Origin of the sequence: Aurantimonas sp., from assembly GCF_964217435.1 — a bacterium.
GTDB classification, from domain to species: domain Bacteria; phylum Pseudomonadota; class Alphaproteobacteria; order Rhizobiales; family Rhizobiaceae; genus Aurantimonas; species Aurantimonas coralicida.
The window spans coordinates 88,488-115,295 of the sequence record NZ_CAXPJM010000008.1 but is presented as its reverse complement, the minus strand read 5'-3'; the positions used below and the strand labels follow the sequence as shown (position 1 = coordinate 115,295).

The window sequence follows — 26,808 nt, the reverse complement described above, 5'->3', positions numbered from 1 at the left end:
CTGCGGCTCTCTCTAGATAGGATGATCAGCCGGCGGTGAAAGCGCGGACATCGTCCGCGGTGCCGATGGCGCGACCTTCGAGGCTGCGATCGATTCGGCGCGCGAGCCCGGTCAGGACCTTGCCGCTGCCGATCTCGACCAGCGAATTCACGCCGTTGGCCGCCAGCCATTCGATGCTTTCGCGCCAGCGTACCTGGCCCGTCACCTGCCGCACCAGCCGCTCGCGGATCTCGGCGGGATCGGATGTCGGAGCGGCCGTCACATTGGTGACGACGGGAACGCGCGGAACCAGGATCTCGGCATCGGCCAAAGCTTCCGCCATGCGATCGGCCGCCGGCTGCATCAGCCGGCAATGGAATGGCGCGGACACCGACAGCGGCAGCGCCCGCTTCGCGCCCCGCTCCTGCGCCAGCGCGATCGCCCGGTCGATCGCTGCGGCATTGCCGGAAATGACGATCTGGCCGCCGCCATTGTCATTGGCCGGCTCGCAGACCTCGCCCTCGGCGGCGTCCTCGCAGAGCTTGGCGACCGCCTCGGCATCGAGGCCGATGATCGCCGCCATCGAGCCCGCACCGCTCGGCACCGCCTCCTGCATGGCATTGCCGCGGATGCGCAGCAGCTTTGCCGTCTGCCCGATCGACAGCGCGCTGACGGCTGCAAGTGCCGAATATTCGCCGAGCGAGTGGCCGGCGACATAAGCCGCCGTTTCCACCGAGAAGCCTTCGGCCCCCAGGGCGCGGATCGCCGCCATCGACACCGCCATCAGGGCCGGCTGGGCATTCTCGGTCAGCGTCAGCCGGTCCTCGGGTCCCTCGAAGATCAGCTCCGACAGCTTTTCGCCGAGCGCCTCGTCGACCTCGTCGAAGACGGCACGGCTGGCGTCAAAGCTGTCATAGAGAGTGCGGCCCATGCCGACGCTCTGACTGCCCTGTCCCGGAAAGACCAGTGCGGTGGTCATGCGGCTCTCCCTTGTGTTGCTGGTTGCAAAACGAGTGCAGGCAATGGTTTGGTCAAGCCCGTCCTGTCAAGCAGGCGGCCCGATCCGTGCTCGAGCCCGGGCGCGACAGCCCGGCCGAGGCGCGGCGCCCGCGTCGCGAATGTCCGGCGGGACTTGCCAAACGCCGCGCAAGCGGGTAGTGGCACCCTCCTCATTGTCCGGGTCTCAGCTGGGGGCTGAACGGAAAGCTGTCGATGTCGTCGACAACAGATGCCAAAAGGTATCGGTTTCCCGTGTCTCCGCTCTCGACCGTTCTTGTACTGACGCCTTTCCGATCGTCCTGCTTCCCGCGGGTTTCGCACGAAAGTCGTTGAGGCTTAGCCGCTGTACCCGGGCGAATGCGAACGTGAAACGGAAAGGCGATAGCGCATGGCTCTGTACGAGCACGTATTTCTCGCGCGCCAGGATATCTCGAACCAGCAGGTCGAGCAGCTCGTCGAGCAGCTCCGCGGCATTCTCGAGACCAATGGCGGCAAGATCGGCAAGGTGGAAAACTGGGGTCTGAAGACCCTCACCTTCCGCATCAAGAAGAACCGCAAGGCGTATTACACGCTGATGAACATCGACGCCCCGTCGGCGGCGGTGCAGGAGATGGAGCGCCAGATGCGCTTCAACGAAGACATCCTGCGCTACATGACGATCCGCGTGGAAGAGCACGAGGAAGGCCAGTCGGCCATGATGCAGAAGCGCGACGATCGTCCGCGCCGTGGCGATCGTGGCGACCGCCCGCGTCGTGACCGCGAAGACGGCCCGCGCCGCGACCGCGACGACGACCGTCCCCGCCGCCCCCGCGACACCGATTCGGAGTAAGCCAAGATGGTCGATATCGCCCAGCTTCCCACCCGCCGGCCCTTCCATCGCCGTCGCAAGTCCGACCCGTTCGCCGGCACCGACTCGCCGAAGATCGACTACAAGGACGTGCGTCTCCTGCAGCGCTACATTTCCGAGCGTGGCAAGATCGTGCCGTCGCGCATCACGGCCGTGTCGCAGAAGAACCAGCGGGCTCTTGCCCAGGCCATCAAGCGCGCGCGCTTCCTCGGCCTTCTGCCCTACGTCCTGAAGTAGGACCGACCGCATCTCCGGCGGCGCTCATGGCGCCGCCGGCTTTCCGGACGCATCAGGCGGCGCCGGAATGACGGGACGACAGCCGGCATGGTGCCGCGACCGTCCGCCAAGCCGAGTTGGGGCATCTGGCCTCTAACTGCCACGAGCAGGACAGCGAACGAGTTCATGCAGCCCACCGCAATCATCATCGCGATCATATCCGGCCTTGCCAGCGCGCTGCTGTTCGCCGGTATCGTGCTGCAGTCGAGCTCCGCCGTCAGCCTTGCGCTGGCCGCCCCCATTCCCATCGCCATTGCCAGCCTCGGCTGGGGATCGACCGCCGGTTTCGTCTCCGCCGCCGTCGCCACCGCGGCGATCTATGCCATCGCCCAGTCCGTGCCGAGCGCGCTGACGCTGCTCGCCTCCATGGCGCTGCCGACGGCCGTCGCCGGTCATCTCGTTGGACTGGCCCGCCCGCTGGCCGACGATGCGGCGCGCCCGCTGGGTGCCGCGAACGCCGCCCCGTCCCTCGACTGGTATCCGCTGTCGCGCGTGCTCATGGCGATCACGCTGATGGCGATCGGCTCCTGCATCTTTCTCGGCTGGTATCTCGGCTTCGATCCCGAAGACTTCATTCCTGCCGTCGTCGACGCCCTGCGCCAGAGCGGCGGCGCCATGGACACGGCGACCGACGACGAGCGCCGCGCCATCGCGCAGCTGATCATCGGCCTCGTCCCCTTCGTTCAGCCGGCCGTTCTGGCGATCTCGCTGATCGTCGGGCTGTATCTCGGCGCCGCCATCGTGCGCGTATCGGGCCGCCTGCCGCGGCCGAAGGACGACATTCCGACGAGCGCGCAGCTGCCGCAGATCAGCCTCGTGATCTTCGCGGTGGCCGCCGGCGCCGCTTTCGCCGGCGGCACGATCGGCCTCCTCGGCGACGTGCTCCTCGGTGGCTTCGCCGCCGCCTTCACGCTGGTCGGCCTCGCGGCACTGCATCGCCGAACCCGCGGACGCCAGGGCCGTTTTCTGGTCCTGTTCTCCAGCTATGCGGCGCTGATCCTGCTTTCCTTCCCGATCGTCCTGTTTCTGGCGATGGGGATCTACGAAACCTGGCGGCGCCCGGAGGATCCGGCGCCGACCGGTCGCAACTGATCCAAGAACCAAACCTCCTGAAAGGACAGACCAATGGACGTCATTCTTCTCGAACGCATCGCAAAGCTCGGCCAGATGGGCGAGACCGTGAAGGTTCGCGACGGCTTCGCCCGCAACTTCCTGCTGCCGTCGGGCCGTGCGCTGCGCGCCAACGAAGCCAATGCTGCGCGCTTCGAAGCGCAGAAGGACCAGCTCATCGCGCGCAACGAAGAGCGCAAGGCCGAAGCACAGGGCGTCGCCTCCTCGCTCAACGGTAAGAGCTTCATCGTCGTGCGCCAGGCCGGTGAGACCGGTCAGCTCTACGGTTCGGTCTCCACCCGCGACATCGCCGACCTGCTCGCAGCGGCCGACTTCAAGGTCAACCGCAACGACATCCAGCTGAACCAGCCGATCAAGACCATCGGCGTGCACCCGATCACGATCGCGCTGCATCCCGAGGTGGACGTCAGCATCTCGATCAACGTCGCCCGTTCGCAGGACGAAGCCGAGCGCCAGGCGCGCGGTGAAGACCTGACCTCCGCCGATGCGATCTACGGCATCGACGAGGAAGAGGAAGAGCTGGACGAGGACGAGCTGGACGGCGAGGAAGTCGAAGCCGGCGAGACCGACGAAGCGACCGCAGAGTCCGACGAGACCAACTGATCGGCAGTCGTCGGCGGGCCCTGCCCGCGCCGTCGATCCTGCAGCGATCCGTAACGAGAGGGGCCGGCATTGATTGCCGGCCCCTCTTGCGTCGGGATCGCGCCCTCTTCCCATCGCGCCGCAGGCTCATAAGATAAGGAAGGCAGTGCATACCAAGCGATAAGTTCCCGTGACGCCGCGAGCCGTCAGGCTCAGGCCGACGCAGGAGTGGTGACATGAACCGCATACTCGCGACGTATCTGAAGCATCTTCTCGTCTTCGGCGATCTCACCGTGACCGACAGTGATGGCGGCGTGACCCGTTGGGGCGACGGCACCGGCGATCCGGTGCATCTGCGCTTCAACACGGCCGCCGCCGAACGCGGCGTGGCGATCAATCCCGGCCTGAAATTCGGCGAAGCCTACATGAATGGCGGCGTCGACATCACCGAGGGCACGATCTTCGACATGCTGGCGCTGGTCTTCCGCAATGCCGGCAACAAGGCCCAGAACGAGCCGTGGATGCGGGCGATCGCCCGGCTGCGCCTGATCTATCGCCGGGTGATCCAGAACAACACGCCGCAGCGGGCGCGCCGGAACGTCAAGCACCACTACGATCTGTCGTCGGAGCTCTACGACCTGTTCCTCGACGTCGACCGGCAATATTCCTGCGCCTATTTCGACCGGCCCGGCGCCGGGCTCGACGAGGCGCAACTCGCCAAGAAGCGCCATATCGCCGCCAAGCTGGCCTTCGATCGGCCGGGGCTGAAGACGCTGGACATCGGCTGCGGCTGGGGCGGCATGGGCCTGTATCTCGCGCGCCATCTCAAGGCCGACGTCACCGGCATCACCCTGTCCGACGAGCAACTGGGTATCGCCCGGTCGCGGGCCGACGAGGCCGGGCTCTCCGACCATCTGCGCTTCGAGATCGCTGATTACCGCGACACCGCCGGCCCGTTCGACCGGATCGTCTCGGTGGGCATGTTCGAGCATGTCGGGGTCGACTTCTACGACGATTATTTCCGCCAGTGCGCCCGCCTGCTCGACGAGGACGGGGTGATGCTGCTGCACACGATCGGGCGCTGGGACGAGCCGGCCAACACCAATGCCTTCATCAACAAGTACATCTTCCCCGGAGGCTATCTGCCGTCCCTGTCGCAGATCGCCCATTCCGTCGAGCGCGCCGGCCTGATCATCAGCGATGTCGAGGTGCTGCGGCTGCACTACGCCGAGACGATCCGCCACTGGCGCGACCGCTTCGCCGCTCGCCGCGACGAGGCCAAGGCGCTGTATGACGAGCGCTTCTGCCGGATGTGGGAGTTCTACCTCGCCGCCTCGGAAACCGCGTTCCGCTGGCAGGATTGCGTCGTCTTCCAGGTCCAGTTGACGAGGAAGGTCGACACCCTGCCAATCACCCGGGACTACATGCTGGACGCCGAAGTCCGGCTGCGCGAACTGGAGCAGCGGGACACCGTCCGCCCGATCGCCGCCGAACGGACCGAAATGGAACGCCAGGCCGCAGAATAGCCATCCGCGCCGAAGAGACAGCCGGCGCACCCGTCAACAGCCGCGCCGGTTATCCCCGATATTATCCACCGTCACGCCGCCTATCGTGGCGGTTTCGGCGATGCGGGTCGCTCGCCGCCGGATCGACGTCACACGCGGTGCGAATCGCTGGCAGCAAGCGGCCCTCTGGTGTAGTCAGAACGCTTCCTGAAGCGATGGCAGAGGTGACGCGGCATGGCGGATGCAGCGCGCAAGATGGACGACGACGCGGCGGCGCTCTATCGCGAGGCTCCGAGCAACATCGAGGCCGAGCAGGCGCTGCTGGGCGCCATGCTGGTCAACAACGACGCCTATTACGTCGTCCACGATTTCCTGAAGCCCGACCATTTCTTCGAGCCCCTGCACAGGGAGATCTTCGCCAAGACGTCCGAGATGATCCGGATGGGCAAGATCGCCAATCCGGTGACGATCAAGACGTTCCTGGCCGCCGGCGACAAGGTCGGCGACCTGACCGTGGCGCAGTATCTCGCCCGTCTGGCCGCCGAGGCGACCACGATCATCAACGCCTCGGACTACGGCCGGGCGATCTACGACCTCGCCATCCGGCGGTCGCTGATTCGCATCGGCGAGGATGTCGTCAACATCGCCTTCGACGCGCCGCTGGACATGGAGCCCAAGGCGCAGATCGAGGACGCCGAGCGCCGGCTGTTCGAATTGGCCGAGACCGGCCGCTACGATGGCGGTTTCCAGTCCTTCACCGAAGCTGTGACGCTTGCCGTCGAGATGGCGACCGCCGCCAAGGACCGCGATGGCGGCCTGTCGGGCGTCTCGTCCGGCATCAGCGCCCTCGACCGCAGCATGGGCGGCCTGCAGGCGTCGGATCTGATCATCCTTGCCGGCCGACCGGCCATGGGCAAGACCTCGCTCGCCACCAACATCGCCTTCAACATCGCCGCCGCCTACGAGCCCGCCGAGCAGGCGGACGGCTCCTTCAAGGCCAAGAACGGCGGCGTCGTCGGCTTCTTCAGCCTGGAAATGTCGGCCGAGCAGCTCGCCACCCGCATCATCTCCGAGCAGACGGAGATCTCCTCCTCGAAGATCCGGCGCGGCAACATCAACGATCAGGAACTGGTCAAGCTCGTCGGCTGCTCCGAGACCATGCAGCGGATCCCGCTCTATATCGACCAGACCGGTGGTATCTCGATCGCCCAGCTCTCGGCGCGGGCACGGCGCCTGAAACGCCAGCGCGGCCTCGACGTCATGGTCATCGACTATGTCCAGCTGATGCAGGGCTCGAGCCGCACCCAGGGCAACCGCGTGCAGGAGATCACCGAGATCACCACCGGCCTCAAGGCGCTGGCGAAGGAGCTGGCCGTCCCGATCATCGCTCTGTCGCAGCTCTCGCGTCAGGTGGAAAATCGCGACGACAAGCGCCCGCAGCTCGCCGATCTGCGCGAGTCGGGCTCGATCGAGCAGGACGCCGACGTGGTGATGTTCGTGTATCGCGAGGAATATTACCTCGCCAACCGCGAGCCGAAGCCGGGCACGGACGACCATCTGAAATGGGAGCAGGCGTTGAACGAGACCCGCGGCAGGGCAGAGGTGATCATCGCCAAGCAGCGTCACGGCCCGACCGCAACGGTGCCCCTCGCCTTCCAGGCCGAATACACCCGCTTTACCGATCTCGCCGACGACAGCTATCTGCCGGAACGGTTCGAATAGCCGGTGCGGCCGTGACTGCTCCGCACCATTTTGCGCGCATGCCCGTGGTCGAGATCGACCGCGCGGCGCTGGCCGCCAACTGGACCCTGCTTGCCGCACGCAATCCCGGTGCGCGGACCGGCGCCGCGGTCAAGGCCAACGGCTATGGCCTCGGCGCTGCCGAGACCGCCCGCACGCTCCACGCCGCGGGCTGCCGCGACTTCTTCGTCGCCTGGGCCGAGGAAGGCCGGATCGTGCGGGCCGCGCTCAATGCCCTGACGCGTCCCGGTGACGTCACCTCGCCGACGCGCATCTTCGTCCTGCAGGGGCTCGAACCCGCCGGCGTTCCCCTGCATCTCGACGCCGGTCTGATCCCGGTCCTGTCGACGCCCGGCGACATCGCCGTGTGGCGTGACGGTCTGAAGGCCGCCGGGCGGCGCGCCCCGGCGGCGATCCAGCTCGAAACCGGCATGAACCGGCTCGGCCTCGATCGCGCCGATGCCGAAGCCGCAGCTGACCTCGCCGCATCGGGCGCACTCGATCTGGCCCTGGTGATGAGCCACCTCGCCTCGGCCGACGAACCGACGGACCAGAGCGCCCGGCAGCATGCCCGGTTCCTGGAACTGGCCGCGCTGTTTCCCGGCATTCCGCGTTCGCTCGCCAATTCCGCCGCGGTGTTTCTCGGCAGCGAATTCGGCTTCGACCTCACCCGTCCGGGGATCGCCCTTTACGGCGGCGAGGCGGGGCCGGCGTCACGAGGGTTGCTGCGGCCAGTCGCGCGCCTGACCGCGGCCATCCTGCAGCTCCGCACAGCACATGCCGGTGAGGCCGCCGGCTATGGCGCCGCCGCGCCGCTGACACGTGACACCCGGATCGCGACGGTCGGCCTCGGCTATGCCGATGGTTATCACCGCGCCGCCTCGGGCACCGGGGTGGCCGTGCGCGACGTGCGTCCCGGACCCCAGGCCGTCGTCGCCGGGCAGCGCGTGCCCGTCCTTGGACGCGTTTCGATGGATCTGACCCTTCTCGATGTCACCGATGTCCCCGATGACGCACTCGCGCCCGGCGACCGGGCCGAGTTCTTCGGCCCGAACCTGTCGATCGACGCGGTGGCAAATGCGGCCGGTACGATCGCCTATGAATTGCTGACCGGCCTCGGCACGAGGGTCGAGCGCCGCTGGGTCTAGCCGATCTGCCCCACGATCCACTGCTGCACCGTATCGCCCCCCACCACGAGAATTGCCATGCCGAACCCCACCATCAGGAGCACCTGCATGGCCGCGATCGCCCAGAGCTGCGTGCGGAACGGTTCCTTGCGGGTCTTGTGACGGATGATCTGCTGCGCCGCGATCGCTCCGACGCTGCCGCCCATCAGCGCGTAGCGCAGAAGCGTGCTCTCCGGCGTCCGGCGCACCCCGGCCCGCGCCTTGGTCTTGTCGAACACGAAGGCCCAGTAGGCGGCGATATTCACCGCCACGAGATAGAAACCGATGATCAGCATCGTCGCCTCGCGCTCAGGTTGCGGCCACGATCATCGCATCGCGAGATTGCCGAACCCTTGCCGGCTTAACGATAGCGCGCAGCTCCTGAAATCGCCTCTCGATGCCGGGTCGACCGTGGGCTTGTTTTTGTTTTGTTCTTGACTGACGGGCGCCTGGAAACCAAGAAGGCGCCATGGCCAAAGCGAAACCTTCCTTCATCTGCCAGAGCTGCGGCGCGGTCTACACGCGCTGGCAGGGCAAGTGCGAATCCTGCGGCGAATGGAACACCGTCGTCGAGGAGAACGCCTCCGGCGGCATCGGCGGCGGGCCCCAGCGCGGTCGCCGCAAGGGCACGCCCTCGGCGCTGCTGCCGCTGTCCGGCGAACTCGAAGAGGCGCCGCGCATTGTCTCCGGCATCGACGAGCTCGACCGGGCGACCGGCGGCGGCATCGTGCGCGGCTCCGCCCTCCTGATCGGCGGCGATCCCGGTATCGGCAAGTCGACCCTCCTGATGCAGACCGCCGCCGCCCTGTCGCGGCGCGGGCACAGCGTCGTCTACGTCTCGGGCGAGGAAGCGGTGGCGCAGGTGCGGCTGCGCGCCCAGCGGCTCAACGCGGCCGATACCGACGTTCAGCTCATGGCCGAGACCAATGTCGAGGACATCCTGGCGACCCTCGCCGAGGCGCGGCGTCCCGACCTCGTCATCATCGATTCGATCCAGACCCTGTGGAGCGACCTCGCCGAATCGGCGCCCGGTACCGTGACCCAGGTGCGGGTCGGCGTGCAGGCGATGATCCGCTTTGCCAAGGCCAGCGGCGCCGCCGTCATCCTCGTCGGCCACGTCACCAAGGAAGGCCAGATCGCCGGCCCGCGGGTGGTCGAGCACATGGTCGACGCCGTCCTCTATTTCGAAGGTGAAGGCGGGCATCACTACCGCATCCTGCGCACCGTCAAGAACCGCTTCGGTCCCACCGACGAGATCGGCGTCTTCGAAATGGGCGATCTCGGCTTGCGCGAGGTGCAGAACCCGTCCGAGCTGTTCCTCGGCGAGCGCAACGAGAAGGCCGCCGGGGCCGCCGTCTTCGCCGGCATGGAGGGCACCCGGCCGGTGCTCGTCGAGATCCAGGCCCTCGTCGCGCCGTCGGCCCTCGGCACGCCGCGCCGCGCCGTCCTCGGCTGGGACCAGCCGCGGCTGGCCATGGTGCTGGCGGTGCTGGAGGCCCATTGCGGCGTCCGGCTCGGCCAGCACGACGTCTATCTCAACGTCGCCGGCGGCTTCCGTATTTCCGAGCCGGCGGCTGATCTGGCCGTCGCCGCAGCGCTGGTCTCCTCGCTCAGCGGCGCGCCGCTGCCCGCCGATTGCGTCTATTTCGGCGAGATCAGCCTGTCCGGCTCGGTGCGCCCGGTCGGCCAGGCGGCACAGCGGCTGAAGGAGGCGGAAAAGCTGGGCTTCCGGCAGGCCGTCCTGCCGTCGGGCAGTCCCGACCTGCCGCGCACCCGCGACATGGTTGCCAATGAGATCGAGGCCCTGCCCGATCTCGTCGCGCGGGTCGCGGCGGGCGGCAATGGAAGCGAGGCTTGATTTTCCGGCAAGTCCCTAGTGTAAAACTGTCATGAAAAGCGCTACAGCGTGGGCGAGCGGGGCAGCCCGGACGATCCCGCGCCCGCCCGCACGATCCATATGCCTACGGGGCCATCCTTCATGACCGTCACGCTTCTCGATGCGATTCTCTTCGCGATCATGCTGGTCTCGGCGCTGCTCGCCATGGTCCGCGGCTTCTCGCGGGAGATCCTGTCGGTCGTCTCATGGCTCGTCGCGGCGGCTGCGGCCTTCTTCTTCTACAAGCCGCTGACCCCCTATGCCGCCGAGTACATCGCCTCGGACACCGTCGCCATGGTGGCAGCCGCCGCAGCGATCTTCCTCGTCGTCCTGATCATCGTCTCCTTTATCACCCTGCGCATCGCCGACTTCATCATCGACAGCCGCATCGGTGCGCTCGACCGCACGCTCGGCTTCATCTTCGGCGCCGTGCGCGGCCTGCTCCTCGTCGTCGTGGCGATGCTTTTCTTCAACTGGCTTGCCCCCGAGAACCAGCCGGACTGGATCGCCGGCGCGCGCTCCAAGCCCTTCCTCGACAATCTCGGCCAGCAGCTCGTGGCCGCCCTGCCCGACAACCCGGAAGAGGTCATCCTCGACAGCATCCGCGGACCGCAGGATGCGGATGGCGTTCCCGAGGGCACGGCGACGCCCGGCGAGCCGACCTCGATCGAAGGTGTCATTGAAGGCACCGACACCCCCGCGCAGCCGGCGAACTAGCCGGCATTGCGGCCGCGGCATGATCTCTTCGCTCACCGCCTCGCATGCGACGACATAAGCGCGTATAGGGTGGGGCATCTAACGGACGGCCGACCGACAACGGCAAACGGCGGATAAAATCGATGGATGACACGCCTTTCGGCGATGACTCGCTGCACGAAGAGTGCGGCGTTTTCGGCATTTTCAAACGGACCGATGCGGCCGCACTGACCACGCTCGGCCTGCATGCCCTGCAGCACCGGGGCCAGGAGGCGGCCGGCATCGTCTCCTTCGACGGGAGCCAGTTCCATGTCGAGCGCCACGCCGGCCTGATCGGCGATACCTTCACCAAGCAGGCGGTCCTCGAGCGCCTGCCCGGTTCCTCGGCCATCGGCCACACCCGCTACGCCACCACCGGCGGCGGCGGCCTGCGCAACGTCCAGCCCTTCTTCGCCGAATTGTCGGCCGGCGGTTTCGCCGTCGCCCACAACGGCAACATCACCAACGCCATGACCGTGCAGCGCGAATTGCAGCGCCGCGGTTCGATCTTCTCCTCCACCTCCGACACCGAGACGATCCTGCACCTGGTGGCCACCAGTGCGGCCCGGCTGTTCGTGGAAAAGCTCGTCGACGCGCTGACGCGGCTCGAAGGCGCCTTCTCGCTGGTCGGCCTGTCGTCGAAGAAAATGGTCGGCGTGCGCGACCCGCTGGGCATTCGCCCGCTGGTCCTCGGCGATCTCGAAGGCTCGCCGATCCTGGCGTCCGAGACCTGCGCCCTCGACATCATCGGCGCCGACTTCGTGCGCGACATCGAGCCCGGCGAGATGGTCGTCATCAGCGACGACGGAATCGAGAGCATCTTCCCGTTCCAGGCGCGGCGCGCCCGCTTCTGCATCTTCGAATATGTCTATTTCGCCCGGCCCGATTCCACCGTCGAGGGCCGCAACGTCTACGAGATCCGCAAGAAGATCGGCGGCGAACTGGCCCGCGAGAGCCATCCCGAGGCCGATCTCGTCGTGCCGGTTCCCGATTCGGGCGTTCCGGCGGCAATCGGCTACGCGCAGGAATCCAACCTGCCCTTCGAGCTCGGCATCATCCGCAACCACTATGTCGGCCGGACCTTCATCCAGCCGACGGATTCGATCCGCCACATGGGCGTGAAGCTCAAGCACAACGCCAACCGGCGCATGCTGGAGGGCAAGCGGGTCATCCTCGTCGACGATTCAATCGTGCGCGGCACCACCAGCCAGAAGATCGTCCAGATGGTCCGTGAGGCCGGCGCGACCGAGGTGCACATGCGCATCGCCTCGCCGCCGACGCGTGCCAGTTGCTTCTACGGCGTCGACACGCCGGAAAAGGCCAAGCTGCTCGCCTCGCGCATGACGGTCGAGGAAATGGCCGACTTCATCAAGGTCGACTCCCTCGCCTTCCTGTCGATCGACGGGCTCTACCGGGCGACCGACGAGCCGTCGCGCAACAAGATGGCCCCGCAATTCTGTGACGCCTGTTTCACCGGCGACTATCCGACCTCGCTGACCGATCAGGAAGGCGTCGAGAACGTCCGTCCCCTGACGCTGCTCGGCGGCGCCGGCTGAGACCCCAGACCATATCCATTACCGGCAGACAGCAGATGACAAAGCAGCTTCAAGATCGCGTCGCACTGGTCACCGGCGCCTCGCGCGGCATCGGCTACCAGATCGCCAAGGGCCTTGCCGCCGAGGGCGCGCATGTGATCGCGGTCGCGCGCACGGTGGGCGGTCTCGAGGAACTCGACGACGAGATCAAGGCGCTGGGCGGCTCGGCCACCCTGGTGCCGCTGGACCTGACCGACATGGGCGGCATCGACCGTCTCGGTGGGGCAATCCACGAGCGCTGGGGCAAGCTCGACGTGCTGGTGGCCAATGCCGGCCTCCTGGGCGTCCTGGCGCCCATCGGCCACATCGAGGCGAAGGTCTTCGACAAGACGATGACGGTGAACGTCAACGCCACCTGGCGGCTGATCCGTACCACCGACCCGCTGCTGCGCAAGTCCGACGCCGGACGCGCCATCATCATGTCCTCGGGCGCGGCGCATTCGGCCAAGGCCTACTGGTCGCTCTATGCGGCCACCAAGGCCGCCTGCGAGGCGCTGGTGAAGTCCTGGGCCAACGAGACCGAGAACCTGCCGCTGCGCGTCAACTCGGTCAATCCGGGCGCCACCCGCACCGCCATGCGCGCACTGGCCATGCCGGGCGAGGACGCCAAGACCCTGCCGACCCCGCGCGAGGTCGCGGCCAAGATCGTGCCCCTTGCCTTCGCCGACGTTACCGCGACGGGCAAGCTGTTCGACGTGCGGCAGGATCGCTTCCTGGATTATCGCGACCCCGCCTGAGGGTTGCGCTACAGCGACATGCCGGACATGCTGCGTCCGGCTTCGCGGCTCTGCCGCTGGCGATAGGCGCGGACCGAGAAGAAGATCGACGCGCCATAGACCAGCACCGTCAGCGTCGCCGTCGCCCAGAAGAAGCTCAACAGCACCGCGATATAGCAGACGACCGCCAGCATGATCGGGATGGCGTAGTCACGCCGCACACGGATGCCGGCGCCCTTGCCCGACCAGGTCGGAATGCGGCTGGCCATCAGAAGCCCGATGAAGACCAGATAGACCGAGGCGACGACCGCGGTGACCTCCGGCAGGCCGGATTCGAAGCCCGCGAGACTCAGATAGATCGGGAACATCGCCATGCCCGCCCCCGCCGGCGCCGGCACGCCGACGAAGAAGGCCGACTGCCATTTCGGCCGCTTGGGGTCGTCGAGCATGGTGTTGAAGCGGGCCAGACGCAGCGCGCTGGCACTGGCGTAGAGCAACGCGGCGATCCAGCCGAGCGAGCCGGCATCGTGCAGCATGTAGGCATAGAGCACGAGCCCGGGCGCAACGCCGAAATTGACGATGTCGGCAAGCGAATCCATCTCGGCGCCGAACCGGCTCTGCCCCTTGAGGAGGCGCGCCACGCGCCCGTCGATGCCGTCGAGCAGGGCCGCGCCGAGCACCATGCCGACGGCCAGCTCGAACCGGCCCTCGAAGGCCAGCCGGATGCCGGTCATCCCGGCGCAGATCGCCAGGATGGTGATGAGGTTAGGCACGATATGCCGGAACGGGATGCGCCGGCGAACCTTGTCATCCTCGGCGTCCGGCTTGCCCGGATCGAAGGGCGGAAACGGCGACTCGATCGCCATCAGTCGCGCCTCGACGGCCACGTCTTCAGGTTCTCGCCGAACTCGGCGATGATCGTTTCACCCGCCACGGCGCGCTGGCCCTCGGCCACCCGCGGCACGAAGCCGTCCGGCAGATAGACGTCGAGGCGCGAACCGAAGCGGATCAGGCCGAAGCGCTCGCCGGCCTCGATCCGGTCTTCGACATTCGACCAGCAGATGATGCGGCGAGCGACCAGCCCGGCGATCTGCACCACGCCGATCTCCCCGCGTGGTCCCTCGATCACCATTGAGGAGCGCTCGTTGACCTCGCTGGCCTTGTCGAGCTCGGCATTGCGGAACTCACCTTCGCGATAGGAGATCAGCCGCACCCGGCCGCGCATCGGCGCGCGGTTCACGTGGCAGTCGAAGACGTTCATGAACACCGAGATACGCAGCATCGGCTCGGTGCCGAGGTCGAGCTCCGCCGGCGGCATGACGTGGCCGACCAGCGACACATGGCCGTCGGCCGGGCTGATTACCAGATGCTCGGCGACCGGCGTGACGCGCTCGGGATCGCGGAAGAAATAGGCGCACCATGCAGTCAGCACGAGGCCAGCCCAGAACAGCGGCTCCCATAGGAAGCCGAGGACCAGCGAGACGACGAAGAAGCCCGCGATGAACGGATAGCCCGCCCGGTGGATCGGAACGAGCGCGTTGCGGATCGAGGTGAAGATGGTCACTGGCTGTCTGGTTCCTTCAAAACTGGCGACGCGGCTGCGCCTGCCGGTCGGATAAGGGGCAATGGCGGCAAAGCAAAGACGGTTCCTCTGCGCCACTTACGAGAACCGAAATCACGTCTCCGGCGTGCGCCGGCGATCGACGATCCCGAACTCGTCCGCCTCGCGGGCGCGCCGCAGGGCTTCCTCGGCCTCGCTGGCCTCGCGCTGCATCGCCCACATTTCGGCGTAGAGCCCCGCATTTTCAAGCAGTTCGCGATGGGAACCGCGTTCGACGATCTCACCGGCCTTCAGGACGATGATCTCGTCGCAGTCGATGATCGTCGACAGGCGATGGGCGATCGTCAACGTCGTGCGCTCCCGCGAGACGAGATCGAGCGCCGTCTGGATTTCCTGCTCGGTATGGGTGTCCAACGCCGAGGTCGCCTCGTCCAGGACCAGGATCGGCGGCGCCTTCAGGATGGTCCGGGCGATGGCGACACGCTGCTTCTCGCCGCCGGACAGTTTCAGGCCGCGCTCGCCCACCATGGAGTTGAAGCCCTCCGGCAGTTCGCGGATGAAGCCGGCGATCTGCGCCAGTTCGGCCGCCCGCAGCACTTCGTCCTCGGTGGCCGTGATCCGGCCGTAGCGGATGTTGTAGAGAACCGTGTCGTTGAACAGCACCGTATCCTGCGGGACGATGCCGATGGCGCCGCGCACCGACGCCTGCTGGACCTTGGCAATGTCCTGGCCGTCGATCAGGATGCGGCCGGACTTCACATCGTAGAAGCGGAACAGCAGTCGCGAGATCGTCGACTTGCCGGCGCCGGACGGTCCGACGATCGCCACCGACTTGCCCGGCGGCACCTCGAAGGAAATGCCCTTCAGGATCTCGCGCGCCGGATCGTAGCCGAAGCGCACGTCCTCGAAGCGGATCGCGCCCTCGGTGACGGTGAGCGCCGGCGCGCCTGCCGGATCCTTCACCTCGGCATCGACCTCGAGCAGGCCGAACATCGCCTCGATGTCGGTCAGCCCCTGCCGGATCTCGCGATAGACGAAGCCGATGAAGTTCAGCGGCACCGAGAGCTGCATCAGCATGGCGTTGATGAAGACGAAGTCGCCCAGCGTCTGGGTGCCGGCCCGCACTTCCATCGCCGACATCACCATGGCGATCGCCATGCCGACGCCGAAGATCACGCCCTGGCCAAAATTCAGCCAGCCGAGCGAGGTCCAGATTCGGGTCGCCGCCGTCTCGTAGCGCGCCATTGAATGATCGAAGCGCTCCGCCTCCATGCCCTCGTTGCCGAAATATTTGACGGTCTCGAAGTTCAGGAGCGAGTCGATCGCCTTGGTGTTGGCGTCGGTGTCGGAATCGTTCATGTCGCGGCGGATCGCGATCCGCCAGTCGCTGGCCTTGATGGTGAACCAGCCATAGAGCCAGACCGTCGCCGCAATGACCGCGAGATAGGACAGGCCGTAGGCGAAGCCGAAGATGATCGCGACCAGCGCGAATTCCAGGATCGTCGGCAGCGTGTTGAGAATGGTGAAGCGGACGATCGCCTCGATGCCCTTGGTGCCGCGCTCGATGATCCGCGACAGGCCGCCGGTGCGCCGTTCCAGATGGAAGCGCAGCGACAGGCGGTGCATGTGCACGAAGGTACGGTAGGCGAGCCGCCGCACGGCATGCTGGCCGACCCGCGCGAACAGGGCGTCGCGCAACTGGTTGAGCCCGACCGAGATGATCCGCGCGACATTGTAGGAGACGACCAGCGTGATCGCGCCGGTCAGCGCCAGCGGCAGCCATTCCGTCGCCGTATCCGCGCCGTCGAGGGCGTCGGTCGCCCATTTGTAGAAATACGGGACGAGGACGGTCAGGAGCTTGGCAAGGACGAGGAAGATCGTCGCATAGGCGACGCGCATCCGCAGGTCCGGGCGCTCCGACGGCCACATATAGGGCCACAGATTGGCCAGCGTCTCGAAGGTCCGGCCGCTATCGCCGGACACGCGTTTACCGGGGTCTGACGCCACGTCGATCCTTTCCAACGAAGCGGCGCGCCGGGCTGTCCCGCCGCGCCGTCGACGTCTGGTCTGTGTCCGCCCGCGTCTAGATCACCGCCCGGCCGAATACAACGACGCCGCGCATCTTGCGGCCTTGCGCCGCCCTGCGCGACGCGGCGCGATCAGCCTTCGCCGTCGCCCTTCGCCTCGATGGCACCGGCATTGTCCCCGGCATCGCCGTCCGCCGGCGTCTCCGGCAGGCGGAACACCTGCGCCGGATAGATCAGGTCCGGATCGCGGATCTGGTCGCCATTGGCGAGATAGATGACCGTGTAGCGCTGGCCCTCACCATAGGTCCGCCGCGAAATCTCCCAGAGCGTATCGCCCTTGCGGATGATCACGCGCCCATCCGCATTGGCGAGCGCCGGCTGCCGGTTGACCGGGACGTCGGCCTCCTCGCCGTCGACCGCCGCCTCGGCTTCCGGCTGATCCCCGGCGCTGCTGCCCGCGGGATCGGTCTGCGGCGTCTGCGCGTCGGCCTGCTCCGGACCGGTGGCAGCGACCGCACTCTCGAGAGCCTCGGACGCCACGACCGTCGGCGAAGAACCGTCCGACGCGCCCGCCGCTGCATCGACGGCGGCGCCGGTTTCCTCACCGGTGGTGTCGCGCGCGGCCACCCGGCCTGCGTCCGGCACGCCGGCCCCAGGTTCAGCCGGAGCCGCAGCGGCTGCATCCGGCGTACCGGCAGCAGTCTCGTTGGCGTCCGCAACCGTCACCCGGCCGGATTTCTCGGTCCCGGCCTCGGGAGAGGTCTCGCTCATATCCACGGGCCCGGCGCTGTCCGCCGCCCGGCTCGCATTCCCAGCATCCGCCATCGACGACGCGTCCGGTTCGCTTGCCGACGAAGCCTCTTCATTGCTCCCGGCCGCGTTCGAAGCCGAACTGTCCTGCGACGCTTTCTCCTGCGGCGCGCGATCTTGCGCCGGCGCCACGGCCGCGGCGGTCGCGCCCTCGGGGCGCGTGAACGGCACCTCGGCACGGGCCACGACGCGGCCGTCCGGCGAAATCTGGTCGGCGCGCACCAGATGCTCGCCAACGCTCATGCCGGTATCGCCGGTGACCAGGAACCGATCGCCGAAGCCGGCCTCGTCCTCGGCCAGGAAGACGTTGTCGACATAGACCCGCACGCGGGCCCCGCGCTCGGCGGCCCCGGCGATATAGACCTGCGAACCCTCGACCTCCACCGCCTCGACCCGCAGCAGCGGCACCGTGGACGGGCGCGACGGTACGGCGTTGGCACTCGTGTCGCGCGGCAGCATGACGGCGCCGCCCGGCTGCACCGGCGCATCGGTCCCGGCCACATCCGTTTCGCCCGACGTGCCGGCTGCATTGTCCGCTGCAATCTCCGCCGGGACCGCAACTGACGGGGTACCGTCCGCGACCGTGTCCGCAGGCGCGGATCCGCCTTCCGCACGCAGACGCGCAACTGTCTCGCTCGGCGTGGGAGATGCACCGGCCGCATCCGCCGGCTCAGGCGTCTCGGCCTCGGACTCGGACGCTGCAGCCGCCTCCGATGGCAGAGCCGGTTGCGCTGCTTCAGAAGCAGCGCCAGTCGCGGCGGCGTCTGCACCCGCGGCCGGCATCTCGATGAGCCGGGTCGGCGCATTCGGCGCCTCGACCATTGCCAGCAGTTCGCCCGGACGATCGCGCGGCGGAACACTGACGATCGCGGTTTCCTGCGAGCGCGTGACGGTGCCGTCCGGTGACGTCGCGCGAATGGTGATCGCATGATCGCCCGGCGGGAGCGGCGCATCGAGAACCACCGCGAAATCGCCACCGATCCCGGCCGTATCGCCGCCGAGCACCGTCTCGCCCGACATCAGCGCGATGCGGCTGTCGGCCGGCGCGCGCCCGGCAATGATAGTGGAGCCATCGGGCTCGACCCGCAGCAGGTCGAAACGCGGCGCATCCGCAGCCAATTCGGCCCCGCCGTCGGCGCGGCCAGCGTCACGACTTCCGGCATTCGCGGCAGGGGCAGCGGCAGCCTCGGCTGAATCGGCCGCCGCCGGATTCTCCACGGCGCCGGTCTCATTGGCGGCCGTCACCGGATCGCCGCTCGCCCCGTCCTCCGTACGACCGTTGCCAGACGTCTCCGATACATCGGCAACGTCCGCACCGGCTGTCGGGGTCGCGGCCGCGTCGCCATTCTGCGCCGAACCGGCATCGCGCGCCTCCGCGACCGTTCGGTTGTCGCCCTCAGATTCGGTTCCGGCGGGACGCGCCGTTTCATTCGCATCAAGGCCGCCGCTCGAATTAACGCCGCCGCTCGAATTAACGGCACCGACCTCGTCCGCGTTCGCCGCCGCATCCGCGACAGACTTCGCAGCGCTCGCGTCCGAATCGCCGGCATCATCACTGACCGACGGCGTCGAGCCTGCGGTGGTCGTGACATCCGACCCCGTGACCGCACCGGCTTCGGTGGAAACCGAGGGATCCTCGACAGATCCCTGATCCCCCTCGCCCGCACTCGCGACCTGCGCCTGTGCCGTCTTCGGCTGTCGCTGCGCCTCGGCGTCTTGCCCTGCCTCTTCGTTCCCCTCGACGGACAGCGTCGCATCGGACGTTGCCGAAGCGGTCGCGTCTTCCTCGGCGGTCGACCGCTCGTCCGCTCCTTGTGAAGCAGGCGACGCAGTGTCCGCATCCGCTTCGGAATCGGCCGCGGCCATCTCGGTCGAATCGTCCTGGACCGGCGCGGCATCAACTGCCTCGCTGCCAGCGTCCGCCCCGGCATTCTCGTCCGTCACCTCGGCCGGATCGCCGCGTTGCGCCACCCGCAGCTTTTCACTGCTCAGCATGTCCCAGTAGCCGGCGACGATCGCCGCCAGGAGCACGAGACAGACGAGGACGATTCCGAAAGCTTTTTTCTGCATGATCACACCATTGCCGCCGCCCCGATCGCACGGCCGCTGAACCGCGGGGACAACTCCCTGTGATCTTTAGCGAAGCCCCGACCCGGTCACAAGCGAACCCCGTCGCGCCCAACTGCGCCGGCCCGGCGCGCAGGCCCGCCGCCACCCGTCGCCCCATGTCCGAGAACGCACGAAATTGCCGAAGACGGCGATTCCCCACGAGTTTTCTCGCCCACGCCCTTGCAAGCACGTGCCACGACGGGTAATCCGCGCAATTGGAGAGGTGGCCGAGTGGTCGAAGGCGCTCCCCTGCTAAGGGAAGCCATACGAGCCCGCCACCTTTCGATTTCCCTTTGCCGAACAGCACTTTACATTCGGTCCCTAGCGCACCGCAGTCCGCACTTTGCGGATTTCCTGCGAAAAGGGGGAAATGCCGATGCCCAGCAGCCCATGGTCCGGTGACCCAGATCAACCACACGACGACCCGTCGTCCCGCTTCGAACTTGAGCATGCCGACACCCGCGAGAAGGCGATCGCCGAACTCCATCTGATCGCCAAGGTCGCGGATCCTGCCGTGGCCCGCTCCGACAGCGCCCAGGTGATCGACGAGTTGCTGCGGGCGATCGGCTATGCTGACGTCGCCGACGCATGGAATGCCGTGAACAGGGAATGGGATTGATGCGGACAGCCCTCACGATCATCCTGACGATGATGCTCTCGCCCGCCCTCGCCGGCACCATCCCCGTCTGCTCCGGCGGAGATCGGGCGGCGCGCAAGCTGACCTGCATTGTCGATGGCGACACAGGATGGGAGAAGGGCGTGAAGTGGCGCGCCCTGAACGTCGACACCCCAGAGATCAGCCAGCCGGAATGCGCCGCGGAAAAGCGGCTCGGGCTCGAAGCGCGCGACCGCTTGCGGCAGTTGATGGCCGGCGGGTATCGTATCGAGTGGACCGGCGGCCGCGGGCGCTACGGGCGCGAGCTCGCCAACGTCATCCTGTCCGATGGCCGGGATGCTGGTCAGGTGCTGATCAAGGAGGGCCTGTCGCAGCCGTGGCCGAACCAGGGCAATCGCTGGTGCAGGTAGAGCCGTCACCCGATCCGGGCGTCATCGACTGCCTGGGGAAGCTGGCCGACAACGGCATGGGGATCGCCTACGCCTGCGATGACTGCCATCGGACGCTCGCATTGGATCTCGACAAGGCCATCCGGCTTTGGGGGCGCAATCAGGTGCACATCAACTGGCGACCGCCGATCAAATGCGCTGCCTGCGGAAGCAAGAACGTCAGCGGGCGGGTTCAGGCGAAGGTGCCGGGGCGCTGAACGCAGAAAAAGGCCCGGCTACCCACGAAGGGCAGCCGGGCCGGTATGGTTTGACGATGGACGGTCAGCGGCGTCGGCTCATCTCGTGGCGCAGCTCCTGGACTTCCTCCTTCAGCGACAGAGTGGCGCGTGACGATTCCCGGATGGCCTCGGTCTGCGCCTTGATCGCGACGCTCTGTTCGGTGATGGCGATCGCCTGGCCGGTGACCTCCCCGGACAACTGCCGCACGGCCGCACTATCCACGAGCGCACCGGCCACCTCGACGGTGTGGCCATCGTTCTCCTGCGAACGGGACGGAGCGCGAAGCCCCTTTCGAATTCCGAAGTAGCCCAAGAGGCCGGTGACGAGAATGAGGATGCCGTTGGCCGCCTTCTCGAAGTCGATCACGCTCCAGTCCATGCACTACCCGCCCCGGATGTCTTTGCCGATGTCGGAGCCCGACCGGACGAGGTTCGCAAGCTCCATGGCGCAGAACGTCCCATAGGCGACGACCGCGGACGGGGCGCCTTGGCCGGTGAGCCATGCGATGAGAAAGCCGAGCGTGAACTGCGACCAGAAGACGATACCGGCGAGCGACGCCCCGAACCGCAGATGCGGCGAGAAGCGGAAGCCCTTGAACGTCCCGTTGATGGTCAGAGCCGCCAGTCGCACCACGCCGCAGGCGAGCACTATCAGCCCCCAGGTCGCCTCCTCCGCCCATCGCCCGAGCAGATCGAATGACGGCGACACAGCGAACATATCGGGCGAAGCCTTGAATGCGGCCGCCATACCGAAGGTCGGCAGCATCATCACCCATTCGGTGAAGCGGATCGGGAAATGGTCCGCGATGCCGCGATAGACCCGGAAGACAATCATCGCGGCACCCAGATTGACCACCGGACGCAACCGCGCCCGTCTCGCCAGGAGACCTCCATCCGCCCCTCCCGATCGAGCCGGATCGCCGGCACGGTTCCGGCGCGGTCGCAATCGAGGTCGGCCAGGCGCAGCGGCTGCCGCGGCGTCGGCGCTGCCGGTACGGGCTGACTGGCAAGCGCGAGGATGGCGATGGTCGCCAGCCCTGCCACCATGCCCCAGAACAGCCAGGACAGGACGCTCACCGCGTCACCCTGTCGATCTGCCGCTGGATATGCGGAACGACGAGATCGGCGATCTTGCTGTCGGACAGCCCAAGCGTCTTCACCGTGTCGGGCACTGAGGACTTCACGTAGGCGATCGCAGCCCCGGTCGCGTCCGAGGTCACCGCCGGGATGACGCGCGCGCCCCCTGCCCGCGCAATGGCCGTCAGCGCCGCATTCTCCAGCGCCGACTGCAGCAGATTTGCCCGCGCCTCGTCCTTGATGACGTTGTTCGCCTTCAGCCAGGCGATGGCCGCCGGGATGGCGATCGTCGTCAGCACCGTGGCAAGCAGCGGCAGGACGATGGCGAGCGTGATGTCGAGAACGTTGTCCATGGTCAGACCTCCTTCTGTGCGAGAGCCTGCGCCGCCAGCACGTCGGCATAGGCGGCCGAGGCTGCAGCGAGAGCGGTCGCGGCATCGGTCGGCGGATCGGCGCAGATGCGGGTGACGACGATGTGCGCGTTGCGCTCGGCCGCGATGATCCGAGGCGAGACCGCCCTGTTCTGCGTCAGGACGACGAAGGCGGTGTGCGCCAACGGCTCGTACTGGCAGATGCGGGCGAGCTGCGCCGACACCGGAACCGGGATCTGCGGGTTGGCCGAGACACAGCCGGAGAGAGCGGCAGCGCAGGCAACCAATGCGAACGGCTTCATGGCCGGTGTTCCTTGAATTATGATTGTGACACGTACAGAATGGCGCTATGTCAAAGCGCCCATTCAGCCGCCGCAACGAGATTGCGAAAGACTTGGAATCCGCGTTCGGGTTCTTCATCAGTCCGGAGCCAAACAGCGGCTGCTGGTTGTGGTCCGGCCCGGTCTTCAAGCTTCGCGGCGGATATGGATGCTTCACCATGCGGCCAGCCGGAATTATTCAGCATCGGGCGCATCGTGTTTCGTGGACGCTTTACCGAGGCGAGATACCGGAGAAGGCGCACGTCCTGCACAAATGCGACAACCCGCTCTGTGTGAACCCAGACCACCTGTTCCTCGGCGACCAGCCCGGGAACATGGCCGACAAGGTTGGCAAGAGCCGTCAGGATCGCGGCGAGACCCACGGAATGGCTAAGCTCACCGAGGATCAGGCAAAGTCGATCATTGCCGACGACCGCAGGCTGATTGAAATTGCAGCCGACTATGGAGTTTCCGTGCCGACAGTCAGTGACATTCGGCGCGGGTACAGTTGGAAGCATCTCGGCGGGCGGAAGGGATCAGGCCGCGCTAGAGCCTAGCTGCCTGTATGTGCATCCAATCCATGTCCCGGGCGCGGCCGAGCGACAGCCAGCCCTCGTCCTCCCAGCACTTCCAGAAAGGCACGGCGTCCGCCTGAGAGAGACGGGCGCGCGGCGCTTTCCATTTCAGCTGATTGCGGATCGGATCGAAGTCGATCGCGATGCCCCATGAGTGCATCGAATAGGCGGAACCGCCGCGCATCCGGCGCACGTTGAGCGAGCCCCCGAACAGATGGAGGCCGAGGTCTTCGCGCTCGCGGGTGGAGTAGAGGCCGGCGAGCCGCTGGAACACGCGCTCCGCCGATTCCGCGACCTTCTCGTGCATGGTGATCCGACGGATACGGACACTCTTGTCCCACGCCAGAACCATGTCGAACGGGATCTCGACCCGTGTCTGCCGGGTGCCGACGGCGCCATAGAAGCTCGACACGTCCCGCTGGCGCGGCCAGCTGTTCTTGACCGTTCCGGGTGCCTCGTCCTGCTCGGTATCGCGATCGGGGAGATCCGCCATTGTCGCGGGCGATACGGCCGATGCCGAAGCCCGGAGCGCCTTGACCACCTTCGGGTCGGCCGTGCCGTCTGCCGTCAGGCCGTGCGCCCGCTCGAATGCCTTGAGAGCGGCCAGCGTGACGGGGCCGATGATGCCGTCGATCGCGCCACACGGGAAACCGTGCGCGGTCAGACGGCTTTGCAGCCACTGTTCAAAGGTCATGGACCATCTCCGTTGCGGGCATGAAAAAGCCCGCCGCGGATGGACCGGGACGGGCATGAGAAAGGCGCCTCGCGGGCGCCGGATGGTGTGTTACGGTGAGGCAGTCGCTTGACGGATAATCCCCCCGGCTTGCGATCAGGCCCGGTAGCGCCCATGCCCAAACATGACGCTGTCGGGCCGCCTTTACTCGACCGGCTGCCAGATCAGGACATCTTCCGGCGCCGCCGTGATGGCCGCGATCGCCGCGACGTTCTGGGTCGGCGTGCCGACGACCGGCGCATCCGTGAAGTCGCAGGCAATGACGCCGGGCACATTGCTGACCGCGGGCCACGTCCAGAACTTCTTGCCTGCACCCGGCCGCACCGGCAGCGCGAAGGGCAGCGCCTGCGCCGTCGTGGTGTAATTGCGCAGCACGGTTTCGCCGTTGACAGTTTCCTCGTAGAACACCTTCGCCATGGTCTTTTCCTCGCTCATAGCTTGAACACCTGCAGGCTGAAGCCGTCCGGGTCGGCGAGAACGCCGTCGGAGCGCGCTTCGATCGTCATGGAATAGGCGTCGGCCGCAGTGGCGCTCATCGCCACCGAGCCGCCCGCCATGAAGACGGGCGCATAGCGCCCCTCGATCGGCTGGATGAAGAACACCAGGTACTCACCCGGGCCGAAGTAGATCGCCCCGCCGATATTGAAGCCGCCGTCGAGGCCGCTGATGTCGCCATCCGCCACGGCCAGGCCGAAGGCCGCCGCCGCAATGGTCGGCGCCGAAGGGGGGGCGAGAGGCGGCGCCATGCTGACCGGACCCTCTAGCAACTCCTCAGCGAAGCCCGGCTGGGCGTTGGCATAGACGCCGACGATATTACCGGCCTCGTCGCGCTCGACATAAGGCATCAGGCGTCCCTCCCGCGGCGGTCAATGTAGCCCTGCGTTTCGGTGGAATTCGAACTGAGCGAACCGCCAGAGAACGAAACCTGGATGGCGAGTTGTGCCGATGTGTTCGTGACGAACAGCCCGTCCACCGGGGCCACGGCAAAATGATCAACCAGCGTCGTGGCGACCACTGGCCGCTTCAGCGCCCCGGCCACGCCATCGGCGAAGAACGTCACCGCCTGCCCTGTCGTGGCCTGCCTCTGCGATTGCCTGAAGATCGGCCAGACCACGATGCCGGTGGGCACACTCATCGTCAGCGCGGTGTCCGCCGCCGCCGTGGAAGTGCGGTCGACGATTTCGGTCTTGTAGAGGAACCGATCGCCGATCTGGTAGAATGGCCGGATCACCCCGCCTGACCGGATGAAGGAGCCGATGCGGCGACGGAACGTGTAGCCGCTCGGCATGGTCGGGGCCGTCGGCGATGCCGACAGAAGGACATCGGTCGTCCCGTCTGCCTTGCCGATCAGATGGGAAAAGTAGGTTCCGTCCGCAATCGAGCCGGTATCCAGACCGCCATTGCCCGAGCCCGCAGCCCACGGCGCGTCGAGGCGCTTGGTCATGGCGGCAGGGAGGACAAGCCGAACTTCGTTCGACACGTCGGCCGCATACCCCAGGGCAACGTCGATATCGTTGGTTGGATCGGCTGCGTTGTTTCCGGTCGTCAGTCCCCAGATGTGTCCCGGCAGCGTGTCAGCCAGGATATTGGCGCGCGCCTGCCGCTTCTGTGCATCGGTCAAACCCTGCGCTGCATCGACGCGAACCCGGTTCGCTAGCGCAGCCGCGGTTGACGCTCCGAAGTCGGGATCATCGCCGAGAGCGGCCGCCAGTTCGTTCAGCGTGTCGAGCGTCGCAGGCGCGGCATCGACCACCGCCGCCATGATCAGCGTTTTCACCTGATCCACGGTCAGCTTGACCGCGAGCCCATCCCGCATAGCCGGGAAGACGTGCTGCGCGCTCGGATTGACGGTGGCCGGGAGTTCGTCGATCCGCAGATTGCTCATGCGTCGAGCTCCAGCTTGAACGTGCCGTTGACGTAGTTCGAGCCCGGCGGGTTAGCCGGGACATAGCCGAGCGTGCGCGCCGTTCCGCCATAGCGGTTGACGGTCCGGGTGAAGCCAATGATGTGCTCGGCGTTCGGATCGGAGGCCGGGCTGACGTCGGTCTCGGACAGATAGGCGCGCGGCGTGCGCGCGAAGTTGCAGGTGTAGCCGACGGCGCCAGTGGGCGCGGCCGTCACCTCGACCGTCGTTTTCTCGACCATCAGGCGGAGCCGAGCCTTGTTCGCGAGGTTGGTGATCGTCGCGACGTTGGACGAATTGGTGATCACCCGCGCGATCAGCATGTCGTCGTAGGTGGAGTCGAAGGCCGCGTTCGTCTCGACCAGCGCCGTGGGGTTGTACGTGCCCGATGCGGTGTCGACGAGCCGGAACCCGTTCACCTGATCCCAGCGCAGGTGATAGGTCTTCGACGGATCGGTCAGGAAATCGGTCTGCGCCGTGGTGACACTGAAAATCCCTCGATGGAGGAAGTCCACGCCGCCGGGCAGCCGCACGGTTCCCGTGGATGGCGCCGTGACGACGATCCGGCCGTCGGTATTCAGCACCTCGGGATAGACCGGCAGCCGTGCCCGTGCCTGCGTCATCAGCACGTATCCAGCGGGGTTGCCGCCGGTCGCCGCGGCGATCAGCGCGAGGATCGCATCGACGGTTGTGCTGGACGTGGAGTCGTCGCCGGCGATGCCCGCCTCGTCATGGATTGCCCCAAGCTCCGCCTGCAGCTGCCAGATCAGCCCGTTGAACAGGGACTGATCGGCGGCGCCACACGGGAAGCCGTTCTCGCGTTCGGTGGACGTGGGAAAGCGGCGCTCGGAATCCTGTCCGAACGGGACGTCGAAATCGGCCATCTAGGAGC

The 26,808-nt window shown here is 66.9% G+C and carries 31 protein-coding genes; 15 read left to right on the top strand and 16 right to left on the bottom strand.

Going from position 1 to position 26,808, the window contains the following annotated elements; genetic code table 11:
• Positions 1 to 25: 25 nt before the first annotated feature.
• Complete coding sequence (gene fabD / locus ACEQX1_RS03835; protein WP_370194173.1) at positions 26 to 958, bottom strand: ACP S-malonyltransferase; 933 nt, start codon at positions 956 to 958, stop codon at positions 26 to 28.
• Between the two features lie 408 nt (positions 959 to 1,366).
• On the opposite strand from fabD, the gene rpsF reads away from it, so the two are divergent.
• From rpsF to alr, 7 genes are all read left to right on the top strand, one after another.
• The gene (gene rpsF, locus ACEQX1_RS03830; protein ID WP_009209377.1) at positions 1,367 to 1,807 is read left to right on the top strand and encodes a 30S ribosomal protein S6; all 441 of its coding nucleotides are present in this window, start codon (positions 1,367 to 1,369) and stop codon (positions 1,805 to 1,807) included.
• Between the two features lie 6 nt (positions 1,808 to 1,813).
• Entirely contained in the window at positions 1,814 to 2,062 is a 249-nt protein-coding gene (gene rpsR, locus ACEQX1_RS03825; protein ID WP_024350500.1) for a 30S ribosomal protein S18, read from the top strand.
• 165 nt (positions 2,063 to 2,227) lie between these two features.
• Positions 2,228 to 3,193 (top strand): hypothetical protein, encoded by a 966-nt coding sequence (locus ACEQX1_RS03820; protein WP_370196522.1) that lies wholly within the window; start codon positions 2,228 to 2,230, stop codon positions 3,191 to 3,193.
• Between the two features lie 33 nt (positions 3,194 to 3,226).
• The gene (gene rplI, locus ACEQX1_RS03815) at positions 3,227 to 3,835 is read left to right on the top strand and encodes a 50S ribosomal protein L9 (RefSeq protein ID WP_024350498.1); all 609 of its coding nucleotides are present in this window, start codon (positions 3,227 to 3,229) and stop codon (positions 3,833 to 3,835) included.
• Between the two features lie 215 nt (positions 3,836 to 4,050).
• Positions 4,051 to 5,340 (top strand): class I SAM-dependent methyltransferase, encoded by a 1,290-nt coding sequence (locus tag ACEQX1_RS03810; RefSeq protein ID WP_370194171.1) that lies wholly within the window; start codon positions 4,051 to 4,053, stop codon positions 5,338 to 5,340.
• 213 nt (positions 5,341 to 5,553) lie between these two features.
• Entirely contained in the window at positions 5,554 to 7,041 is a 1,488-nt protein-coding gene (locus ACEQX1_RS03805) for a replicative DNA helicase (protein ID WP_370196521.1), read from the top strand.
• A gap of 11 nt (positions 7,042 to 7,052) precedes the next feature.
• Positions 7,053 to 8,207 (top strand): alanine racemase, encoded by a 1,155-nt coding sequence (alr, locus tag ACEQX1_RS03800; RefSeq protein ID WP_370192349.1) that lies wholly within the window; start codon positions 7,053 to 7,055, stop codon positions 8,205 to 8,207.
• On the opposite strand, the gene ACEQX1_RS03795 is transcribed toward alr, so the two are convergent.
• Positions 8,204 to 8,521: a DUF1294 domain-containing protein gene (locus tag ACEQX1_RS03795; protein WP_370192351.1), complete on the bottom strand. Its 318-nt coding sequence runs from the start codon at positions 8,519 to 8,521 to the stop codon at positions 8,204 to 8,206. The two genes, alr and ACEQX1_RS03795, sit on opposite strands and share 4 nt — an antisense overlap.
• A 173-nt stretch (positions 8,522 to 8,694) precedes the next feature.
• Here ACEQX1_RS03795 and radA point away from each other — a divergent pair, with 173 nt between their 5' ends.
• From radA to ACEQX1_RS03775, 4 genes are all read left to right on the top strand, one after another.
• The gene (gene radA / locus ACEQX1_RS03790) at positions 8,695 to 10,083 is read left to right on the top strand and encodes a DNA repair protein RadA (protein ID WP_024350493.1); all 1,389 of its coding nucleotides are present in this window, start codon (positions 8,695 to 8,697) and stop codon (positions 10,081 to 10,083) included.
• 120 nt (positions 10,084 to 10,203) lie between these two features.
• Positions 10,204 to 10,818, top strand: coding sequence for a CvpA family protein (locus ACEQX1_RS03785; protein WP_009209369.1), 615 nt, complete (start codon positions 10,204 to 10,206; stop codon positions 10,816 to 10,818).
• Positions 10,819 to 10,940: 122 nt separating this feature from the next.
• Complete coding sequence (purF, locus tag ACEQX1_RS03780) at positions 10,941 to 12,392, top strand: amidophosphoribosyltransferase (RefSeq protein ID WP_009209368.1); 1,452 nt, start codon at positions 10,941 to 10,943, stop codon at positions 12,390 to 12,392.
• A gap of 35 nt (positions 12,393 to 12,427) precedes the next feature.
• Positions 12,428 to 13,168: an SDR family NAD(P)-dependent oxidoreductase gene (locus ACEQX1_RS03775; protein WP_187391867.1), complete on the top strand. Its 741-nt coding sequence runs from the start codon at positions 12,428 to 12,430 to the stop codon at positions 13,166 to 13,168.
• 8 nt (positions 13,169 to 13,176) lie between these two features.
• Here ACEQX1_RS03775 and ACEQX1_RS03770 read toward each other — a convergent pair whose 3' ends face one another.
• From ACEQX1_RS03770 to ACEQX1_RS03755, 4 genes are all read right to left on the bottom strand, one after another.
• Positions 13,177 to 14,007, bottom strand: a complete 831-nt coding sequence (locus ACEQX1_RS03770) for a phosphatidylcholine/phosphatidylserine synthase (protein ID WP_024350491.1) — start codon at positions 14,005 to 14,007, stop codon at positions 13,177 to 13,179.
• Positions 14,008 to 14,012: 5 nt separating this feature from the next.
• Positions 14,013 to 14,711 (bottom strand): phosphatidylserine decarboxylase, encoded by a 699-nt coding sequence (locus ACEQX1_RS03765; protein ID WP_187391868.1) that lies wholly within the window; start codon positions 14,709 to 14,711, stop codon positions 14,013 to 14,015.
• Between the two features lie 111 nt (positions 14,712 to 14,822).
• The gene (locus ACEQX1_RS03760) at positions 14,823 to 16,637 is read right to left on the bottom strand and encodes an ABC transporter ATP-binding protein/permease (RefSeq protein WP_370196558.1); all 1,815 of its coding nucleotides are present in this window, start codon (positions 16,635 to 16,637) and stop codon (positions 14,823 to 14,825) included.
• Positions 16,638 to 16,867: 230 nt separating this feature from the next.
• Positions 16,868 to 19,615: a LysM peptidoglycan-binding domain-containing protein gene (locus tag ACEQX1_RS03755; protein ID WP_372521421.1), complete on the bottom strand. Its 2,748-nt coding sequence runs from the start codon at positions 19,613 to 19,615 to the stop codon at positions 16,868 to 16,870.
• A gap of 415 nt (positions 19,616 to 20,030) precedes the next feature.
• Here ACEQX1_RS03755 and ACEQX1_RS03750 point away from each other — a divergent pair, with 415 nt between their 5' ends.
• The 3 genes from ACEQX1_RS03750 to ACEQX1_RS03740 are packed head-to-tail and all read left to right on the top strand — an operon-like array spanning position 20,031 to position 20,916.
• Positions 20,031 to 20,273: a hypothetical protein gene (locus ACEQX1_RS03750; protein WP_370195223.1), complete on the top strand. Its 243-nt coding sequence runs from the start codon at positions 20,031 to 20,033 to the stop codon at positions 20,271 to 20,273.
• A complete protein-coding gene (locus ACEQX1_RS03745; protein ID WP_370196557.1) occupies positions 20,273 to 20,680 on the top strand; it encodes a thermonuclease family protein in 408 nt (135 codons plus the stop codon). Before ACEQX1_RS03750 ends, ACEQX1_RS03745 begins: the two co-directional genes overlap by 1 nt.
• Complete coding sequence (locus tag ACEQX1_RS03740) at positions 20,671 to 20,916, top strand: hypothetical protein (protein ID WP_370196519.1); 246 nt, start codon at positions 20,671 to 20,673, stop codon at positions 20,914 to 20,916. The genes ACEQX1_RS03745 and ACEQX1_RS03740 overlap by 10 nt, the downstream gene beginning before the upstream one ends.
• 64 nt (positions 20,917 to 20,980) lie before the next feature.
• On the opposite strand, the gene ACEQX1_RS03735 is transcribed toward ACEQX1_RS03740, so the two are convergent.
• Genes ACEQX1_RS03735 through ACEQX1_RS03715 form a run of 5 tightly spaced genes read right to left on the bottom strand, consistent with a single transcriptional unit; the run spans position 20,981 to position 22,687 of the window.
• Positions 20,981 to 21,304 carry a hypothetical protein gene (locus tag ACEQX1_RS03735; protein WP_370195220.1) on the bottom strand — a complete coding sequence of 108 codons (324 nt, stop codon included), beginning with the start codon at positions 21,302 to 21,304 and terminating at the stop codon, positions 20,981 to 20,983.
• A gap of 15 nt (positions 21,305 to 21,319) precedes the next feature.
• Entirely contained in the window at positions 21,320 to 21,793 is a 474-nt protein-coding gene (locus tag ACEQX1_RS03730; protein WP_370195219.1) for a hypothetical protein, read from the bottom strand.
• Positions 21,769 to 22,014: a hypothetical protein gene (locus tag ACEQX1_RS03725; RefSeq protein ID WP_370195217.1), complete on the bottom strand. Its 246-nt coding sequence runs from the start codon at positions 22,012 to 22,014 to the stop codon at positions 21,769 to 21,771. Before ACEQX1_RS03725 ends, ACEQX1_RS03730 begins: the two co-directional genes overlap by 25 nt.
• The gene (locus ACEQX1_RS03720; protein WP_370196518.1) at positions 22,011 to 22,367 is read right to left on the bottom strand and encodes a hypothetical protein; all 357 of its coding nucleotides are present in this window, start codon (positions 22,365 to 22,367) and stop codon (positions 22,011 to 22,013) included. The genes ACEQX1_RS03725 and ACEQX1_RS03720 overlap by 4 nt, the downstream gene beginning before the upstream one ends.
• A gap of 2 nt (positions 22,368 to 22,369) precedes the next feature.
• Positions 22,370 to 22,687, bottom strand: coding sequence for a hypothetical protein (locus tag ACEQX1_RS03715; protein WP_370195213.1), 318 nt, complete (start codon positions 22,685 to 22,687; stop codon positions 22,370 to 22,372).
• Positions 22,688 to 22,734: 47 nt separating this feature from the next.
• Here ACEQX1_RS03715 and ACEQX1_RS03710 point away from each other — a divergent pair, with 47 nt between their 5' ends.
• Positions 22,735 to 23,262, top strand: coding sequence for an HNH endonuclease signature motif containing protein (locus ACEQX1_RS03710; RefSeq protein ID WP_370195211.1), 528 nt, complete (start codon positions 22,735 to 22,737; stop codon positions 23,260 to 23,262).
• On the opposite strand, the gene ACEQX1_RS03705 is transcribed toward ACEQX1_RS03710, so the two are convergent.
• The 5 genes from ACEQX1_RS03705 to ACEQX1_RS03685 form a co-directional block, all read right to left on the bottom strand.
• Complete coding sequence (locus ACEQX1_RS03705; RefSeq protein ID WP_370195209.1) at positions 23,252 to 23,974, bottom strand: peptidoglycan-binding protein; 723 nt, start codon at positions 23,972 to 23,974, stop codon at positions 23,252 to 23,254. The two genes, ACEQX1_RS03710 and ACEQX1_RS03705, sit on opposite strands and share 11 nt — an antisense overlap.
• 183 nt (positions 23,975 to 24,157) lie before the next feature.
• A complete protein-coding gene (locus tag ACEQX1_RS03700; RefSeq protein WP_370195206.1) occupies positions 24,158 to 24,448 on the bottom strand; it encodes a hypothetical protein in 291 nt (96 codons plus the stop codon).
• Positions 24,445 to 24,858: a hypothetical protein gene (locus ACEQX1_RS03695; protein ID WP_370195205.1), complete on the bottom strand. Its 414-nt coding sequence runs from the start codon at positions 24,856 to 24,858 to the stop codon at positions 24,445 to 24,447. The genes ACEQX1_RS03700 and ACEQX1_RS03695 overlap by 4 nt, the downstream gene beginning before the upstream one ends.
• Positions 24,858 to 25,898 (bottom strand): hypothetical protein, encoded by a 1,041-nt coding sequence (locus ACEQX1_RS03690; protein WP_370195203.1) that lies wholly within the window; start codon positions 25,896 to 25,898, stop codon positions 24,858 to 24,860. The genes ACEQX1_RS03695 and ACEQX1_RS03690 overlap by 1 nt, the downstream gene beginning before the upstream one ends.
• Complete coding sequence (locus ACEQX1_RS03685; RefSeq protein WP_370195202.1) at positions 25,895 to 26,800, bottom strand: hypothetical protein; 906 nt, start codon at positions 26,798 to 26,800, stop codon at positions 25,895 to 25,897. The genes ACEQX1_RS03690 and ACEQX1_RS03685 overlap by 4 nt, the downstream gene beginning before the upstream one ends.
• Positions 26,801 to 26,808: the final 8 nt, after the last annotated feature.